This is a genomic window from Curtobacterium sp. MCBD17_030 (genome assembly GCF_003224255.1).
Taxonomy (GTDB): domain Bacteria; phylum Actinomycetota; class Actinomycetes; order Actinomycetales; family Microbacteriaceae; genus Curtobacterium.
Map to the genome: position 1 here is coordinate 550,461 of NZ_QKLI01000001.1, position 17,116 is coordinate 567,576.

Consider the following 17,116-nt stretch of genomic DNA (forward strand, 5'->3'; position numbering starts at 1 on the left):
GGGAGCCGCCCAGGTTGCGTTTTGCGGAAGGGGTCAGACGAGCGAACGGAGGACGTACTGCAGGATGCCGCCGTTGCGGTAGTAGTCGGCCTCGCCCGGGGTGTCGATGCGGACGACCGCGTCGAACTCGATCGGCTGCTTGCCGGCGGGCGAGTGCTCGGTCGGCTCCGCCGTGACGTGCACGGTCTTCGGCGTGGTGCCCTCGTTGAGCGCGGTCAGACCGGAGATCGAGATGGACTCGGTGCCGTCGAGCCCGAGGGACTCGATCGACTCCCCCGCCGGGAACTGCAGCGGGACGACGCCCATGCCGATGAGGTTCGACCGGTGGATCCGCTCGAAGCTCTCGGTGATGACCGCCTTGACGCCCAGGAGGCTCGTGCCCTTCGCCGCCCAGTCACGGGAGGAACCGGAGCCGTACTCCTTGCCGCCCAGGACGACGAGCGGGGTGCCCTGCGCCTGGTAGTGCTCGGACGCGTCGTAGATGAACGACTGCGCACCGTCGGGCGTGGTGAAGTCGCGGGTGTAGCCACCCTCGACGCCGTCCAGGAGCTGGTTGCGGAGTCGGATGTTCGCGAACGTGCCGCGGATCATCACCTCGTGGTTGCCGCGGCGCGAGCCGTAGGAGTTGAAGTCCTTGCGGTCGACGCCGTGCTCGGCGAGGTACTTGCCCGCCGGGCTGTCGGCCTTGATCGATCCGGCCGGGGAGATGTGGTCGGTCGTGACCGAGTCGCCGAGCTTGGCGAGCACGCGGGCACCGGAGATGTCCGACACGGCGTCGGGCGTCATCGTCATGCCCTCGAAGTACGGGGGCTTCCGCACGTAGGTCGACTGCGCGTCCCACTCGAACGTGTCACCGGTCGGGGTCGGCAGGTTCTTCCACCGGTCGTCGCCCTCGAACACGGAGCCGTACTCGTGGGTGAACATCTCGGTGTCGATCGACGAGTCGATGACCTGCTGGACCTCGGCCGTGTCGGGCCAGATGTCCTTGAGGAAGACGTCGTTGCCTTCGGTGTCGGTACCGAGCGCGTCGGTGTCGAAGTCGAAGTGCATCGAGCCGGCGAGGGCGTACGCGATGACCAGCGGCGGGGACGCCAGGTAGTTCATCTTCACGTCCGGGTTGATGCGACCCTCGAAGTTGCGGTTGCCCGAGAGCACCGCGGTCACGGCGAGGTCGTTGTCCTGCACGGCCTGCGAGATCTCCTCGGGCAGCGGGCCCGAGTTGCCGATGCAGGTGGTGCAGCCGTAGCCGACCGTGTAGAAGCCGAGGTCCTCGAGGTAGGTCGTCAGACCGGCCTTCTCGTAGTAGTCCGTGACGACCTTGGAGCCCGGCGCGAGGGTGGTCTTGACCCACGGCTTGGCCTTCAGGCCCTTCTTCGACGCGTTGCGCGCGAGGATGCCCGCGGCCATCATCACCGACGGGTTCGACGTGTTGGTGCACGACGTGATCGCGGCGATCGCGACGGCACCGTGGTCGATCGTGAAGGGGTCACCTTCGGCGATCGCGACCGAGGTCGGCTTCGAGACCGTGCCGGGCGCACTGGACGCGTGGACCGGGACCTCGGACGCCGGAGCGTCCTGCAGGTCGTCGACGGCGTGCTCGTCACCGGGGGCAGCGGCGACCGGGTCGGACGCCGGGAACGTGTCCGCGACGGCCTTGTCCTCTTCGGTGTGCTCGATGCTCGCGTAGTTGGCGAGGTCGACCTCGAACTGGTCCTTCGCCTCGGACAGGACGATGCGGTCCTGCGGGCGCTTCGGGCCGGAGATCGAGGGGACGACCGTCGAGAGGTCGAGCTCGAGGTACTCCGAGTACGCCGGCTCGACCGAGGGGTCGTGCCACAGACCCTGCGTCTTCGAGTAAGCCTCGACCAGGGCGATCTGCGCCTCGTCGCGACCGGTCAGCCGCAGGTAGTCGAGCGTGACGTCGTCGACCGGGAAGATCGCGGCCGTCGAGCCGAACTCGGGGCTCATGTTGCCGATGGTCGCGCGGTTCGCGAGCGGCACCGCGCCGACACCCTCGCCGTAGAACTCGACGAACTTGCCGACCACACCGTGCTTGCGGAGCTGCTCAGTGATCGTGAGCACCACGTCGGTCGCGGTCACACCGGCGGGGATCGCACCCGAGAGCTTGAAGCCGACGACCTTCGGGATGAGCATGGAGACCGGCTGACCGAGCATCGCCGCCTCGGCCTCGATGCCGCCGACGCCCCAGCCCAGCACGCCGAGGCCGTTGACCATCGTGGTGTGCGAGTCGGTGCCGACGAGGGTGTCCGGGTAGGCGTAGGTCTCGCCGTCGAAGTCACGCGTGTAGGTGACCTTCGCCAGGTACTCGATGTTCACCTGGTGGACGATGCCGGTGCCCGGCGGGACGACCTTGAAGTCCTCGAACGCCGTCTGGCCCCATCGGAGGAACTGGTAGCGCTCCCCGTTCCGCTCGTACTCGAGGTCGGTGTTGCGCTGCAGGGCGTCGGAGCTGCCGAAGAGGTCCGCGATCACCGAGTGGTCGATGACCATCTCGGCCGGGGACAGCGGGTTGATCTTGTTCGGGTCGCCGCCGATCTCGGCCATCGCCTCGCGCATGGTGGCGAGGTCGACGATGCACGGGACACCGGTGAAGTCCTGCATGACCACGCGGGCCGGGGAGAACTGGATCTCGGTGTCCGGATCGGCCTCCGGCTTCCACGAGCCGAGGGCGCGGATCTGGCCTTCGGTGACGTTCGCGCCGTCCTCGGTGCGCAGGAGGTTCTCGAGCAGCACCTTGAGGCTGTACGGGAGCTTCTCGTGCCCGGGCACGGCGTCGATCCGGTGGATGGCGTAGTCGACACCCCCGACCGAGAGCGTGTCCTTCGATCCGAAGCTGTTGACTGCAGCCACTGTGCCGCCTCCTGGGTTGATCGGTGTGCCCTCATCCTCGCGGGCCGCGGGACGTCCCACCAGCAAGGTGAACCTAAACCCGGGGACTCCGTCGTGCCCGGAGGAAAGTCTCTTGACGTCGAGACAACTCTACACCGCGGCGGGTTCGTCCCGGACGAAGACGGCCCGGACGAGCAGCCACGTCACCCAGAGCAGGGCTGCGTAGAGCGGGACGCCGGTGATCAGCTTGATGCCGGCGAGCAGCTCGACCTGCGCCGCCAGCCAGAGCGGGATCTCGAACGCGAGCCGGAAGGCGAAGAGCCCGGCCCACATCCAGGTCGCGACGGTCAGGACGCGACGCTTCGCCGGGTCGTCCCGCCAGTCGTGACCGTCGTCGTCGCCCGGCACGAGCAGCCCGACGACCAGGCCGATCAGTGGCCGACGGATCGCCAGCGTGACGAGGATGACCGCCAGGAAGACGGCGTTGATGACGATGCCGGGGATGAAGTTGCTCTCGGCCCGACCCGTCAGCAGGGCGAGGCCCGCCGAGATCGCGACGCCGAAGATGCCCGCGAAGGACATCATGATCGACTGCCGCTGGAGCAGCCGGAGCACCACGAAGACGAGCCCGATCGCGACCGGGACGACGACGCTCGGCACGACCTCCTTCGTGATCGCGTAGACGATCAGGAAGGCGAAGCCCGGCAGCACCGACTCGGCGAGCCCGCGGACACCCCCGACCGCGGTCAGCAGGGCCTTGCCGGACGGCGCCTCGCCCGGGGCGACCTGACCGATGCCGGCGTTGCGCACCGCGTCCCGCAGCTGGGCCTGCAGTGACAGCGGCTCAGCGCGCTCCTCGACGAAGGGATCCGACGCGGCGGAGCCGGTGGTCGGGGTGACCCCGTCGGGACGGGAGCGGTCGTCGTGGTCCGTCACCGGGCCTCCAGGCTGGTTCGTCGGGGTCGGCCGCAGCCGCGTCAGATGGTCGACTGGGTCGACTTCGGCATGTGCAGCGGGATGAGGTCGCGCGGCGGCATCGGGGTCGTTCCACGAACGACGACGACGCTGCGGAAGAGCTCCTCGATGTCGGCGGCGTCCTCGGGCTGCTCGGCGGCCTTGCCGGCGATGACCCCACGGAGGAACCAGCGCGGGCCGTCGACCCCGACGAAGCGGGCCGCTCGGACCCCGTCGGTGACGCCAGCGCCGCCCACGACGGGCACCTGCGCGCGGAGTTCCGGACCGAACGGGCCGTCGACCTCCGTGACGACACCGCCCTGCTGCTGGATCTGCTCGGCGATCTGCGCACGGATCTCGTGCCAGAGGCCGGTCGAGCGCGGCGCGGCGAACGGCTGCACCTGCAGGGTCGACTCGTCGTAGTCCAGGCCGACGGCGACCACACGCTGCGAGTCCTCTTCGACCTCGAGACGGAGGTGCAGACCCTCGCGCGGCAGGATCTTCACGCCGCCGAGGTCGACGTACGGACGGACCAGGTTCGCCTCGGTCTCGTCGAGGGGACCGTTGTCGCCACGGTCCAGCGGAGCCGACTTGTCGGTCGACTCGGTGGCCAGGACCTCGTCGAAGCCCGCGTCGGCGTCGTCCGCGAGCTCGATCTCGGGCGAGGGCCCGGCGACCTCGACGTCGTCCACCACGGCCTCGGCGACCTCGACCTCGTCGCGCTTGCGTCGTCCGATCCTCATGACCGCGTCCCTTCCAGACCCTGCTCGTGCATGTCGACGGGCGTCACCGCTCCGTCGTTCCGATCGGCGTCCTGTCCGGCGCCGACGACGACGGAGGACACCTCGTGACCGGTCCGGTCACCGTAGCCCGACGACCCGAACCCGCCCTGGCCGCGAGCGCTCTGCGGCAGCTCGGCGACCTGCGTGAACGTCACGCGGGGCACCGGCATGACGATCAGCTGTGCGATCCGGTCGCCGACCCGGACCTCGTACGGCTCCGTGGCGTCCGTGTTGAGCAACGCGACCTTCACTTCGCCGCGGTACCCCGAGTCGATCGTGCCGGGTGCGTTCACGATGGTGATGCCGTGCTTCGCGGCCAGACCGCTGCGGGGCACGACGAAGCCGACGTGCTGGTCCGGCAGGGCGATCGCCAGCCCGGTGCCGACCAGGCGGCGTTCCCCGGGCGCGAGCACGAAGGACTCGGCCGACACGAGGTCCGCTCCGGCGTCGCCGGGCTTGGCGAAGGCGGGAGCGGCGTTGCCGGTCCAGAGGACGTCGACTGCTTCGGTCACGAGTCGAGGGTAGTGCAGACCGTGACCGATCCGTGACCTGCTCGGAGCACGCAGCGGCTCGTGGTCGAATGGAGGGGTGACCGTGTACCGCGAACGACTGTGGGCTCCGCCCGCCCTGTACCTGGCGACGGCGCTCGTCATCCCCGCGAGCCTGCTCGTCTTCCTCCCCATCAGCGCGACGGCCGGGGTCGCCGTGGCCATCGGCATGGAGCTCGCTGTGCTCGTGCTCCTGTGGGCTCTCGCACCTGTCATCGAGGTGACGGACACCGAGTTCCACGCCGGCCGGGCCCATCTGCCCCGCTCGGTCGTCGGCGAGGTCGCCGGCTTCACCGGTGCGGCCGCGACCAGCCAGCGTGGACCGGAACTCGACGCCCGCGCCTGGACCCTGTTCCGCGGCTACGTGCACGGCGTCGTCAAGGTGGAGGTCCGGGACGCCGCCGACCCCACCCCGTACTGGCTGGTGAGCGTCCGTGACCCGGAGGCCGTCACCCGGGCCCTGACGACCGGCGCCGAGCGGACGAACCGGACCGAACCGGCCTGACGCGGGACCCCACACGCAGAACGGCCCGCATCCAGGAGGATGCGGGCCGTTCTGCGCTCGGTCGGTGCGTCAGAGTGCTGCGCACTCCATGCACACGGGGCCGAGCTTCGTCTCGTGGTCGAGCTGCGAGCGGTGCTTCACCAGGAAGCACTCGACACAGGTGAACTCGTCGACCTGCGGGGGCAGGACGACGACGTCGAGGTCGACGTCGCTGAGGTCCTGGCCCGCGAGCTCGAAGCTGCCCGGGTTGTCAGAATCGTCGTCGACGACTCCCGACATCTTGTCGGGGACGCGCTCCTTGAGGGCCTCGATCGACTCCGAGTCGGAGTTGTCGTCGGTCTTCCGGGGGGCGTCGTAATCGGTGGCCATGCCCATCCATTTCTCGTATCGAGAGGTCGTCGCCGGATTCGGCGGCGACAGTTTGCACCACGGCCCGTCCGAGTGCAAACCGAGTACTCGAGCGGTGCGTCCTGGCCGTGCAACCCGGCGCGCATCCCGACCATTCCCGAAGCCGGGGACGAGACGCACGGCACGCCGTGCGCCTGCGCGGAAAGTGCTGCAGCGGCCTGCATACTCCTCGGGTACGACGCACGACCGTACGCAGGCAGCGGAAGGCGGAACCATGCAAGACGTGAGAGTCATCGGAGTCGAATCCGGGTCACTCCTCCTGGCGACCGACGGCGGGACCGAGTTCCGGCTACCCGTCACCGCGTCCCTCCCGGGCCAGGTCCGGCAGGCGAACCCCGACTCCGGGCCGCAGAAGCGCGTGTCACCGAAGGACGTGCAGGCGCGCATCCGCAGCGGTTCCGACGCCGCCGACGTCGCCGCGTCCCTCGGCGTCGAGGTCGACTACGTCCGCCGGTTCGAGGGTCCGGTCCTCGCCGAGCGCGCGTTCGTGCTCGACGCCGCCCGCCGGGTCAGCGTGACCCCGGTCGACGACGCGTCGCCGGACACCTTCGGCGAAGCCATCACGGCCCGCCTGGAGGCCGGGGACGCCACCGACATCGCCTGGTCGAGCTGGAAGCACGTCGAGAACGGCTGGCAGGTCCAGGTCCGGTACACCGCTGCCGAGGTCGAGCACGACGCCCAGTGGCGCTTCGACCCGAAGACCGCAACGCTCGTGCCGGACAACGGCGACGCGCACCGCCTGTCGCACACCGAGGACGAGGGCATCGCGCCGCGTCTCCGCGCCGTCGAGTACGAGCGTCAGGACGAGGACGGCACCCGCTTCGACTCCGGCGCCTTCCACGTCGAGGAGGCCGCAGCCGCCGAGGAGCCCACAGCCCCCGAAGCCGTCGAGCGCACCGCACTGCGCCCGCCGCTCCCCCGCATCGGCACCTCGTACGTCGAGGAGCGCGCGCCCGGCAACGAGACCGCCGACCTGCTGGAGGCCCTCCGCCGCCGCCGGGGTGAGCGCGAAGCCGCGACCTTCCCGGACCAGCAGGACGCCCCGCGCGGCACCTCGGTCGGCGTCGTCGACCTGCCCGTGTCGCCCGTCGACGACTCGGACACTGCCCCGCAGCCGGAGGCCCGCCCCACGGCCGCCCCGGACGCCGACGGCCGGTCCGACCGCCGCAAGCGCAACCGTCGCGCCATGCCCAGCTGGGACGAGATCGTCTTCGGCACCCGCCCGGACGACGACACCGTCTGACCCGTCCTGCCGACCGACCGGTCAGGAGGCCCGTCCCGCGTCCGTGGGCGGGCCTCCTGTCCGTCCCGGCCTCGGTCCGTGCCGGCCCCGTCGGTTGCGGCGTCCGGACCGCCCGGGCCCCGGTCGATCAGCGCTCCAGTCCGTCAGCGCGCGGGCTACTGGGCGAACGCGCCGGCCAGGCGCAGCGGGACGAGCAGTTCGTCGTCACTCATCGCCCCGTGCTGGCCGATCATCCGGCCGGGCTCCGTGCCCTCCGGGACCCCGCGGTCGTCGTTGAACGCCCACGACCCCTTCGCGACGAGCAACACGTCGCCGATCCGCGGCAGGACCTCTGGGTCGACCGGCCCGAACCACCCGGCGGCCACGGCCTCTGCCCGGCTGGCGACCACCGCACGCTTGCCCAGCGACGCCCGGAACGCCTCGACGAGCGCCGGCACGTCCGTTCCCGGCGCAACGGTCAGCTGACGGCAGCGCGGGTCGCCCGCCACGCCGACGACGTCCACCAGGAGTTCCGGGTCCATCGGGACGTTCGCGTGCGGCGGCACGTCGAGCACGCCGTGGTCCGCGGTGACGAGCACCCCGACGTCGGGCGCGATGCGGTCGGCGAGGCGGGACAGCTCGGCGTCCACGAGCTCGAGCGCCGCGGTCCACCGGTCGGACTGCCAGCCGTGCTTGTGCCCGATCGAGTCGAGCTCCGGGATGTAGAGGTAGACGATCTGCTGCCCGGTCGCGGTCGCGTCGAGCGCGGCGTCGATGCGGGCCGGGATCGTGTCGCCGGCCACGAAGCGCGCACCACCGAGGACGTTCGCCGTCATGCCCGAGGACCGGTAGCGGCTCGGGGCGACGACGACCGGGTCCACACCGAGGTCCGACGCCGCGGTGAACACCGTCTCGCAGCGCAGCCACCCCGCGGGGACCTCGGTGTCCCACCCACTGAGCAGGTTCATCACCCGCGACTCGTCCGGGTTCCACCCGCTGTACCCGACGACACCGTGCGCACCGGGTGGCCGGCCGGTCGTGAGCGTCGTCAGCGCCGCGGCGGTCGTCGTCGGGAAGCCGCTGCGCAGGCGCTTCTTCGTCGCGGTGAGGAAGCGCGCGTGACCGGCCCGTGCCGCGAGGGCGTTCGCGCCGAGGCCGTCGACCAGCACGACGATCGCGGAACGGGCGGGACGGAGGGTGATCCGGGCCTCCCGGCCGGTGTCCCGCAACCAGGCCTCGTCGGCGGCGCCCAGCGCGACGAGGCAACTCGGCAGCACGTCGGCGAGGTTCACAACGGCGTCGGGGGCCGTCGGTACGCTTGTTCCCACCCCCAGAGTCTTCCAGATCGAGCTGGGTCGGCAGGAAGGTGCCATGGCACGCACGGACGTCGTCGGACTGCCCGACGGTGAGCGCATCGAGGACGTCGACGTCTCGGAGGAGATGCAGGGCTCCTTCCTGGAGTACGCGTACTCGGTCATCTACTCACGCGCGCTCCCGGACGCCCGTGACGGCCTGAAGCCCGTGCAGCGCCGCATCCTCTACCAGATGGCGGAGATGGGCCTGCGGCCGGACCGCGGCCACGTGAAGAGCGCCCGCGTCACCGGTGAGGTGATGGGGAAGCTGCACCCGCACGGCGACGGCGCGATCTACGACGCGCTCGTCCGGCTCGCGCAGCCGTTCACCATGCGCGTGCCGCTGATCGACGGACACGGCAACTTCGGCTCCCTCGACGACGGCCCGGCTGCTGCCCGGTACACCGAGGCGCGCCTGGCCGAACCGTCGATGGCGATGACGGAGGGGCTCGGCGAGGACGTCGTCGACTTCGTGCCCAACTACGACAACCAGATCATGCAGCCGAGCGTGCTGCCAGCGGCCTTCCCGAACCTGCTCGTCAACGGCGCCTCCGGCATCGCGGTCGGCATGGCGACGAACATGGCGCCGCACAACCTCGGCGAGGTCGTCGAGGCCGCGAAGCACCTGCTCATGCACCCGCGGGCCACGCTCGAGGAGCTCATGGAGTTCGTCCCCGGTCCGGACCTGCCCTCCGGCGGGACCATCGTCGGGCTCTCCGGGGTCCGCGACGCCTACGCGACCGGACGCGGGACCTTCCGGACCCGGGCGAAGGTCTCGGTCGAGAACCTCACCCCGCGCAAGTCCGGGCTGGTCGTCACCGAGCTGCCCTACCTGGTCGGGCCCGAGCGGGTCATCGAGAAGATCAAGGACGGGGTGCAGTCGAAGAAGCTCGTCGGCATCTCGGACGTCAACGACCTGACCGACCGCAACCACGGCCTCCGGCTCGTCATCGGCATCAAGTCCGGCTTCAACCCGACGGCCGTCCTCGAACAGCTCTACAAGCACACGCCGCTCGAAGAGAACTTCGGGATCAACAACGTCGCCCTGGTCGACGGCTCGCCCCGCACACTCGGGCTCCGCGACCTGCTCGACGTCTACGTCAAGCACCGCCTGTCCGTGGTCACCCGGCGCTCCCAGTACCGGCTGGCCCGACGTCGTGAGCGCCTGCACCTGGTCGAGGGGTTGCTCATCGCGATCCTCGACATCGACGAGGTCATCCAGGTCATCCGCACCTCCGACGACTCCGAAGCCGCACGGAACCGGCTCCGCGACGTCTTCGACCTGTCCGAGGTGCAGGCCGAGTACATCCTCGAGCTCCGTCTGCGCCGTCTGACGAAGTTCTCGCGCATGGAGCTCGAGGGCGAACGCGACCAGCTGCTCGCCGACATCGCCGCGCTCGAGGAACTGCTCGCGTCCGACGAACGGCTGCGCGCCCAGGTCGCGACCGAGCTGACCGCGGTGTCCGAGGAGTTCGCCACGCCCCGCCGCACCCTGCTCACCGAGGCCGACGCGCCCGTCCGCGGTGGTCGGAAGGCCACGGTGGACCCGGAGTCGCTCCAGGTCGCCGACGCCCCCTGCCGCGTGCTGCTCTCGACGACCGGACGACTCGTCCGTGTCGACATCCCCGCAGCGGAGTCCGGCATCGTGCACGTGCCGAAGCGCTCGAAGCACGACGCCGTGCGCTCCGCCGTCGTCAGCACCGTCCGCGGGCAGGTCGGCGCGCTCACCTCGACCGGGCGTGTCGTGCGGTTCTCCCCCGTGGACGTCCCGGCCGTCCCGCCCGCGTCGGTGCGACTCGATGCCGGAGTCCGGGTCAGCGAGTACCTCGGTGTCCCGAAGAGCGAGACGGTGGTCGCCCTCGTGTCGCTCGACGCGTCCGTCGCGGACTCGGTCGCCATCGGCACCGCGCAGGGCATCGTCAAGCGCGTCGTGCCGGCGGCCTGGCCCGACAAGCCGGACTTCCCCGCCATCGGGCTGAAGCCGGGCGACCACGTCGTCGGCGCCACCCAGGCACCCGAGTCGGACGACCTGGTGTTCATCACCTCGAACGCCCAGCTGCTCCGGTTCCCGGCCGCCGCAGTCCGACCGCAGGGCCTCCCGGCCGGCGGCGTCGCGGGCGTGTCCCTCGCCGGTGGTGCCACCGTGGTCTGGTTCGGCTCCGTCGCCCTCACCGAGGACACCGTCGTCGCCACCGTCTCCACCACCTCGAGCGCCCTGCCGGGCACCGACGCCGGTCGCGCCAAGGTGTCCGCCCTGACCGAGTTCCCGGCGAAGGGCCGTGGCACCCAGGGCATCCGGGCACACGCGTTCCTCAAGGGCGAGGACGGCCTCACCGTCGCCTGGGCCGGCGTCGCGCCGCCGCATGCGGTCGGCTCGGACGGTGCTGCCCGGACCCTGCCGGACTGGCTGTCGAAGCGCGACGGGTCGGGCAGTCCGCTCGACGCCGAGGTCGTCACCATCGGTGGCAGCGCCGCCGCGGTCGATGGGACCCCGGGCGAGGTCTGACACGCCTTCGTCTCCGCGAGACGCCGCCGTGACTGCGAGACGCCGCCGGATTCGGCGGCGTCCCGACATCGTGGCGGCGTCTCGACGTCATGGCGGCGTCTCGACGTCACCGGTCAGGCGTCGATGCGCTCGCGGTCCAGTCCCTCGCCCGCCAGGATGAACTCCTTGCGCGGCGCGACGTCGTTGCCCATGAGCAGCTCGAACACCTTCGCCGCCGACTCCGCGTCCGACACGTTCACCCGACGGAGCGTCCGGTGCGCACGGTCCATCGTCGTCTCGGCCAGCTGGTCGGCGTCCATCTCGCCCAGCCCCTTGTACCGCTGGATCGGCTCGAGGTACTTCTTGTTCGACCGCTCGAGCTTCTTCAGCAGCGTCGTGAGCTCCTGCTCGGAGTACGTGTAGAGCGTGTCGTTCGGCTTGCCACGGTTCACCACGACGACCCGGTGCAGCGGTGGCACTGCGGCGAACACCCGACCCTGCTCGATCATCGGACGCATGTAGCGGAAGAACAGCGTCAACAGGAGCGTGCGGATGTGGGCGCCGTCGACGTCTGCGTCGGACATGATGATGACCTTGCCGTACCGGGCCTGGTCGAGCTCGAACGTGCGCCCGGACCCGGCGCCGATCACCTGGATGATCGACGCGCACTCGACGTTCGAGAGCATGTCCGACACGGACGCCTTCTGCACGTTGAGGATCTTGCCGCGGATCGGCAGGAGCGCCTGGTACTCGCTGTTCCGGGCGAGCTTCGCGGTACCCAGGGCCGAGTCACCCTCGACGATGAACAGCTCGGTGCCCTCGACGTCGTTCGACCGGCAGTCCGCGAGCTTCGTCGGCAGCGAGGAGTTCTCGAGCGCGTTCTTGCGGCGTTGCGTCTCCTTGTGCGCACGGGCCGAGATGCGCGTCTTCATCTCGGCGACGACCTTCTCGAGGAGTCCGGCTGCCTGTGCCTTCTCGGTGCGCTGCGTCGAGGTGAGGATCTCGGTCATCCGCTTCGACACGACCGAGTCGACGATGCGTCGGACCGCCGGCGTGCCGAGGATCTCCTTGGTCTGTCCCTCGAACTGCGGCTCGGGCAGCCGGACGGTCAGCACGGCGGTGAGACCGGCGAGCACATCGTCCTTCTCGAGCTTGTCCTGACCGACCTTCAGCTTGCGGGCGTTCGCCTCGACCTGGGTGCGGACCGCCTTGACCAGACCTGCTTCGAAACCCGTCTGGTGCGTCCCGCCCTTCGGCGTGGCGATGATGTTGACGAAGCTGCGGAACATCGTCTCGTAGCCGTCGCCCCACCGCAGAGCGACGTCGACTTCACAGGTGCGCTCGACCTCGGTGGAGACCATGTGGCCCTTGTCGTCGAGCATCGGCACGGTCTCCTTGAAGGTGCCGGAACCCTGGATGCGCCAGACGTCGGTCTTCGCGCCGTCGACCGCCAGGTGCTCGACGAACTCGCCGATGCCGCCCTCGTAGCGGAAGCGCTCGACGACCGGGCCCTGCTCCACGCGGGCGCTCGGCTCGCCGTCCAGGGGCGGCGCCGCCAGCGCGGCTCGTTCCGCGGCGGCCGACATCGAGGCGGGGCGGGCATCGGTGATGGTCAACCCGAGTCCGGGGACCAGGAACGCCGTCTGACGTGCCCGGTTCACCAGGTCGCCGGTGCTGAACGCGGCGTCCTTCGTGAAGATCTGCCGGTCCGCCCAGTACCGCACCCGGGTGCCGGTGACGCCCTTCTTCACCTTGCCGATGACCCGGAGTTCGCTGCCCGAGGTGAACGGCGCGAACGGCGCGTCAGGCCCGATGCCCTGCGCGTCGTCGAAGATGCCGGGCTCCCCACGGTGGAACGACATGGCGTAGGTCTTGCCGCCCCGGTCGACCTCGACGTCGAGGCGCTCCGACAGCGCGTTCACGACGGAGGCACCGACCCCGTGCAACCCGCCGGAGGCCGCGTACGACCCCGAGCCGAACTTGCCGCCGGCGTGCAGCTTCGTGAACACGACCTCCACCCCGGTCAGGCCGGTCTTCGGTTCGACGTCGACGGGGATGCCACGAGCGACGTCGGAGACCTCGACCGACCCGTCCGCGTGCAACGTGACACCGATCTCGTCACCGTGCCCCGCGAGGGCTTCGTCAACCGAGTTGTCGATGACCTCCCACAGGCAGTGCATCAGGCCGCGGGAGTCCGTCGAGCCGATGTACATGCCGGGACGCTTCCGGACCGCCTCGAGTCCTTCGAGGACGGAGAGATGCCGTGCGGAGTAGTCGGAGCTCACCTGACGAGCGTACCGAGCATGTCCGACACGGCACGGAGGCGCGGGCGAAATACACATGGCTCACCAGCAGAAGCGGAGATCATGTAGTACTTCAGTATGGAACCGCCACGGGCGCCGCGGACGCTTGCCTCGACCTTCGACCCAGCCGCGAACTCCTTGAACGCCGCCCGACTGCTGTTCGCCGGACTGGTGCTCGTGTCGCATGCGGTGGGGATGACCGGGGTGTCCGCCGAGCCCGAGCTCGGCGGGATGACCGTGGGACGTTGGGGGGTGATGGGTTTCTTCACCGTGTCGGGGTACCTCATCTGCCGGAGTCGCGACAACACGCGGTCGATGCTCGACTTCGCCGAGGCCCGCGCGGCTCGCATCCTCCCCGGACTGTTCGCCACCCTCCTCGTCACCGCCTTCGTCTTCGCCCCGATCTCGGTCGGCTACGAACCCGACGCGAGGTGGGACCCGTCGAGTGCCGTCCGGTACGTCCTCCACAACGCGCCGCTCTACCCGCCGAGGTTCCTGCAGGAGGGCATCGACGACACCCTGGTCGGCGTGCCGTACGAAGGCATCTGGAACGGCTCACTGTGGACGCTCTTCTGGGAGGCCGCCTGCTACGTCGTGGTCGCTGTCGCCTTCTCGCTGGTCCCGGTACGGGTCCGACGCGTGACCTCGGTCGTCGCCCTCGCCGTCGCGACGATCGCGGCGCTCCCGAACACCCTCGGGATCATCGAGTACCCCGGCCTCGGTTCTGCCATCGACGTCTGTGTCGCGTTCGCAGCGGGTGCCGTCGCATACTTCTGGGCCGGCGCGATCCGTGTCTCGGCAGTCACGGTCATGCCGCTGCTCACGGTGATCGCGGCGTCGGTCGTGACCGGGACGAGTGCGGACATCGCTCCGCTCCCGTTCATCATCCTGCTGCTCCCGCTCAGCACGGCAGTACCCCTGCATCGGTTCGGGTCACGGTTCGACGCCTCGTACGGCTTCTACGTCTACGCCTGGCCCGTGCAACAACTCACCTGCCTCGCACTCGGTCCGGTGCTGCCGTTCCCACTCCTGTTGATCCTGCAGATCCTGTCGACTCTCGGCTTGGGGTACCTGTCCAGTCTGCTCGTCGAGCGACCGGCGCAACGTCGGGCGCGGGCGCGCCGCCTGCGCCGTGCGGTGCAGCACGAACAGCTCCGCAGCCGTCCCGACACTCGTACTGGGGATGATCGGTCCGCGCTGAGCGAAATGGGCGCCCCGGATGCCGCACATCCAGGCAGGACGTGTTGAGATGGTGCAACCAAGAAGCACCACCTGCAATCCGTGAGGAGCACAGCAATGACCCAGACCGTGCAGGACCTCTCCATCGACGAAGTCAGCAACCACCAGCTCACCGCTGCCGACCGGTGTGACAGCTGCGGAGCGCAGGCGTACATCCGAGCCACCATGGCGAGCGGCGAACTGTTCTTCTGCGCCCACCACGGAGCTGAGTTCAAGGACAAGCTCGCCGCCACCGCGATCGAGTGGCACGACGAGAGCAGCCGACTCCACGAGTCGAAGTAAGCGCGACGCACCACACGACGGGCCCGGATCCACATGGATCCGGGCCCGTCGTCGTCCTGGCATCCGTCATGTGACGGACGAAACCGCCTGGAGGCCCGGCCCCGGTCTCCCGCACCGATGCCGGGCCTCCAGGCGGCCGCCGTCGACCACCGGCTACGCGATGCGCTTGAACGCCTTGTCGACGTACCGGTCGATCGTGGCGCGGGCTTCACGTGCGTACTCGTCGATCGTCGCCGTCCGACCCGGGTCCGGCTTGTAGTCGCGGCCGAGTCGGGCCGTCGCCGCGGCGAGCACGGCGTCGGTCAGCTGCGGGTTGAGCGGCAGGATCGGCCCCTGCGTGTGCGTGCCGAACGAGTTGCCGGTGACGGCACCCTCGACCGGCGAACCGGCCTGGTTGCCCCCACCGGAGACGACGTCCGCGAACGGCGAGACGCCGTCGGCGAGCTCGATGCGTGCAGCGTGGTCCTCGAAGCCGGCCAGCCGGGTCGACGCTCCCGGCAGCAGCGGGTACCGCGACTCCAGGACGAGGTAGTTCACACGGCGCTCTGCCCCACGAACGGCTCGGGCGTCGAACACGCCGAAGCCGTCGATCGGGGCGCCGTCGGTCGGGACGACCTGGTTCGTGGCGAGGTCGAACCCGCCGCCGACCGCCACCACCGGCACCCCGGCGGTCGCGAAGTCGCGCAGGACCGGACCGACCCGGGTGACGTCCGTACCGAGCGAGCGCATCGCGCTGAGCGGTCCGTTGCCCACCACCACCACGTCGGCCGCCGAGGGCAACTCGTCGCCCGGGGCGTACTCGACGACCTCGGTGACGATGTCGGCGGTGGCGGCGCGACGGACGAGGGCTGCGACGTTGCCGCGGTCCCCCGACACCCCCATCTGCCGCGGGTAGACGTGCAGGATGGTCAGGCGATCGGCCGTCATGCGGTCTTCTCCATGTCCGGGTGGCCGAGGGCCTTCCGGGCGATCATCATGATCTCGTAGTTGACGATGAAGTTCTTCGTGCCCGTCGTCGTGGCGCCGAGGCCCTGCATGTGCCGGATCGCCGACTCGACGTCAGGCTCGACACGACCGATGCGGACACCGGTGTGCTCGAGGGCGATCGCGATCTGCCAGGCCTTGTCGCCCGAGACGACGTCGACGTGGTCGAGCTTCGAAAAGTCGATGTCGTAGATCCAGGAGATGTCGGGCGTGCCCTCGTCGATCGCCATGAGGACCTGCTCCGGGTGCGCCGGCAGGGCGTCGAGGTTGAGCTGCAGGCTCGCGGCGTTCTTGAACATCGTGAACTCGGCGGACTCACCGGCGATCGGCAGTCGCTCGCCACGACCGTAGGCCGGCTTCATCCGCTCGAACGCCTTGGTGACGGCGGCCGGACGGAACTGGTCGCCCAGTGCGGCACTGGCCGTCGCAGCGGCAGCGGCGGCGTCCACCGCGTAGTGGAGGCCGCGGGCCGGCAGGCGGACCGGGATCTCGGAACCCGCGAACGCGATGGTGGCGCCGTCCCCGGTGAAGGCCACGACCTCGGCGTCGGCGGTCGTCCGTGCCCGGTCAGCAGCGGCGACGAAGTCGTCGGCGTTCTGCAGGCCGTTCGGGGCGGCAGCGACCACCTCGGTGCTCGCGCCGAACCGCAGGACCCGTTGCCCGTCGACGGCCAGGTAGGCGTCGAGGAACTGGTCGTCGTGGTTCGTGATGACGTTCGCGGTCGACAGCGCGGCCGTGTCGAGCATCATCGTCGCGACCCGCTCGGTCTCGAAGAACCGGTAGAGCTGGTCGACCTGGACGTTGAGCATCGTCACCGTGGACGGCGACAGGATGCCGGCGAGTTCGACGGCGAAGGCCTCGTCGACCTCGAGGATCCCGATGTCCGCCTTGAGCTTGCCGCCAAGCGAGACCTGGGAAAGCAGGGCCGACGCGATGCCCTGCGGCAGGTTGGCACCGGACGGGTTCGTGAAGACCCGCAGACCGTGCGCCCGCACGATCTCCGAGATCATGTGGGTCGTCGTCGACTTGCCGTTCGACCCCAGCACGAAGACGACACCGTTGGGGAACTGCCGCGTCACGTGCTGCAGGAAGTCCGGCACCAGCTTGAGGACGATGTAGCCCGGGTAGGCGGACCCGCCGCCCCGCGCTCGCGCGAGGGCACGGAGGATCCGCCCGACCAGGATCGGGACCACGAAACGCAC

The 17,116-nt window shown here is 70.0% G+C and carries 14 protein-coding genes; 5 read left to right on the forward strand and 9 right to left on the reverse strand.

The annotated features are described in order from the left end of the window. Positions 1-33: 33 nt before the first annotated feature. The 4 genes from DEI89_RS02585 to dut form a co-directional block, all read right to left on the reverse strand. On the reverse strand, positions 34-2,871 hold the full coding sequence (locus tag DEI89_RS02585) for an aconitate hydratase (protein WP_110902433.1): 2,838 nt from the start codon (positions 2,869-2,871) through the stop codon (positions 34-36). Between the two features lie 129 nt (positions 2,872-3,000). Then, positions 3,001-3,786, reverse strand: coding sequence for a DUF3159 domain-containing protein (locus DEI89_RS02590; protein WP_258368652.1), 786 nt, complete (start codon positions 3,784-3,786; stop codon positions 3,001-3,003). A gap of 41 nt (positions 3,787-3,827) precedes the next feature. After that, positions 3,828-4,547 carry a DUF3710 domain-containing protein gene (locus tag DEI89_RS02595; RefSeq protein WP_110902434.1) on the reverse strand — a complete coding sequence of 240 codons (720 nt, stop codon included), beginning with the start codon at positions 4,545-4,547 and terminating at the stop codon, positions 3,828-3,830. Further along, entirely contained in the window at positions 4,544-5,098 is a 555-nt protein-coding gene (gene dut, locus DEI89_RS18005; protein WP_375537760.1) for a dUTP diphosphatase, read from the reverse strand. The genes DEI89_RS02595 and dut overlap by 4 nt, the downstream gene beginning before the upstream one ends. A 76-nt stretch (positions 5,099-5,174) precedes the next feature. Between dut and DEI89_RS02605 the strand changes: the two genes are divergently transcribed. After that, positions 5,175-5,639, forward strand: a complete 465-nt coding sequence (locus tag DEI89_RS02605) for a DUF3093 domain-containing protein (RefSeq protein ID WP_110902436.1) — start codon at positions 5,175-5,177, stop codon at positions 5,637-5,639. 69 nt (positions 5,640-5,708) lie between these two features. Here the strand turns inward: DEI89_RS02605 and DEI89_RS02610 are convergent, their stop codons facing one another. Next, positions 5,709-6,008: a DUF4193 domain-containing protein gene (locus DEI89_RS02610; RefSeq protein ID WP_110825450.1), complete on the reverse strand. Its 300-nt coding sequence runs from the start codon at positions 6,006-6,008 to the stop codon at positions 5,709-5,711. A gap of 262 nt (positions 6,009-6,270) precedes the next feature. On the opposite strand from DEI89_RS02610, the gene sepH reads away from it, so the two are divergent. Continuing rightward, positions 6,271-7,290, forward strand: coding sequence for a septation protein SepH (gene sepH / locus DEI89_RS02615; protein ID WP_181421462.1), 1,020 nt, complete (start codon positions 6,271-6,273; stop codon positions 7,288-7,290). A gap of 155 nt (positions 7,291-7,445) precedes the next feature. On the opposite strand, the gene DEI89_RS02620 is transcribed toward sepH, so the two are convergent. After that, on the reverse strand, positions 7,446-8,597 hold the full coding sequence (locus DEI89_RS02620; RefSeq protein WP_181421463.1) for an alkaline phosphatase family protein: 1,152 nt from the start codon (positions 8,595-8,597) through the stop codon (positions 7,446-7,448). 43 nt (positions 8,598-8,640) lie between these two features. Between DEI89_RS02620 and DEI89_RS02625 the strand changes: the two genes are divergently transcribed. Next, the gene (locus DEI89_RS02625; RefSeq protein WP_110902438.1) at positions 8,641-11,127 is read left to right on the forward strand and encodes a DNA topoisomerase (ATP-hydrolyzing) subunit A; all 2,487 of its coding nucleotides are present in this window, start codon (positions 8,641-8,643) and stop codon (positions 11,125-11,127) included. A gap of 113 nt (positions 11,128-11,240) precedes the next feature. Here DEI89_RS02625 and DEI89_RS02630 read toward each other — a convergent pair whose 3' ends face one another. Continuing rightward, positions 11,241-13,448 carry a type IIA DNA topoisomerase subunit B gene (locus DEI89_RS02630; RefSeq protein ID WP_110902439.1) on the reverse strand — a complete coding sequence of 736 codons (2,208 nt, stop codon included), beginning with the start codon at positions 13,446-13,448 and terminating at the stop codon, positions 11,241-11,243. Between the two features lie 39 nt (positions 13,449-13,487). Between DEI89_RS02630 and DEI89_RS02635 the strand changes: the two genes are divergently transcribed. Together DEI89_RS02635 and DEI89_RS02640 are read left to right on the forward strand one after the other, a co-directional pair. Further along, the gene (locus DEI89_RS02635; RefSeq protein WP_110902440.1) at positions 13,488-14,657 is read left to right on the forward strand and encodes an acyltransferase; all 1,170 of its coding nucleotides are present in this window, start codon (positions 13,488-13,490) and stop codon (positions 14,655-14,657) included. 48 nt (positions 14,658-14,705) lie between these two features. Beyond that, positions 14,706-14,930, forward strand: a complete 225-nt coding sequence (locus tag DEI89_RS02640) for a hypothetical protein (RefSeq protein WP_110902441.1) — start codon at positions 14,706-14,708, stop codon at positions 14,928-14,930. A 153-nt stretch (positions 14,931-15,083) separates the two neighbouring features. Here DEI89_RS02640 and DEI89_RS02645 read toward each other — a convergent pair whose 3' ends face one another. Together DEI89_RS02645 and DEI89_RS02650 are read right to left on the reverse strand one after the other, a co-directional pair. Beyond that, positions 15,084-15,857 carry a type 1 glutamine amidotransferase gene (locus DEI89_RS02645; RefSeq protein ID WP_110902442.1) on the reverse strand — a complete coding sequence of 258 codons (774 nt, stop codon included), beginning with the start codon at positions 15,855-15,857 and terminating at the stop codon, positions 15,084-15,086. Next, on the reverse strand, positions 15,854-17,116 hold the full coding sequence (locus DEI89_RS02650) for a MurT ligase domain-containing protein (RefSeq protein ID WP_110902443.1): 1,263 nt from the start codon (positions 17,114-17,116) through the stop codon (positions 15,854-15,856). Before DEI89_RS02650 ends, DEI89_RS02645 begins: the two co-directional genes overlap by 4 nt.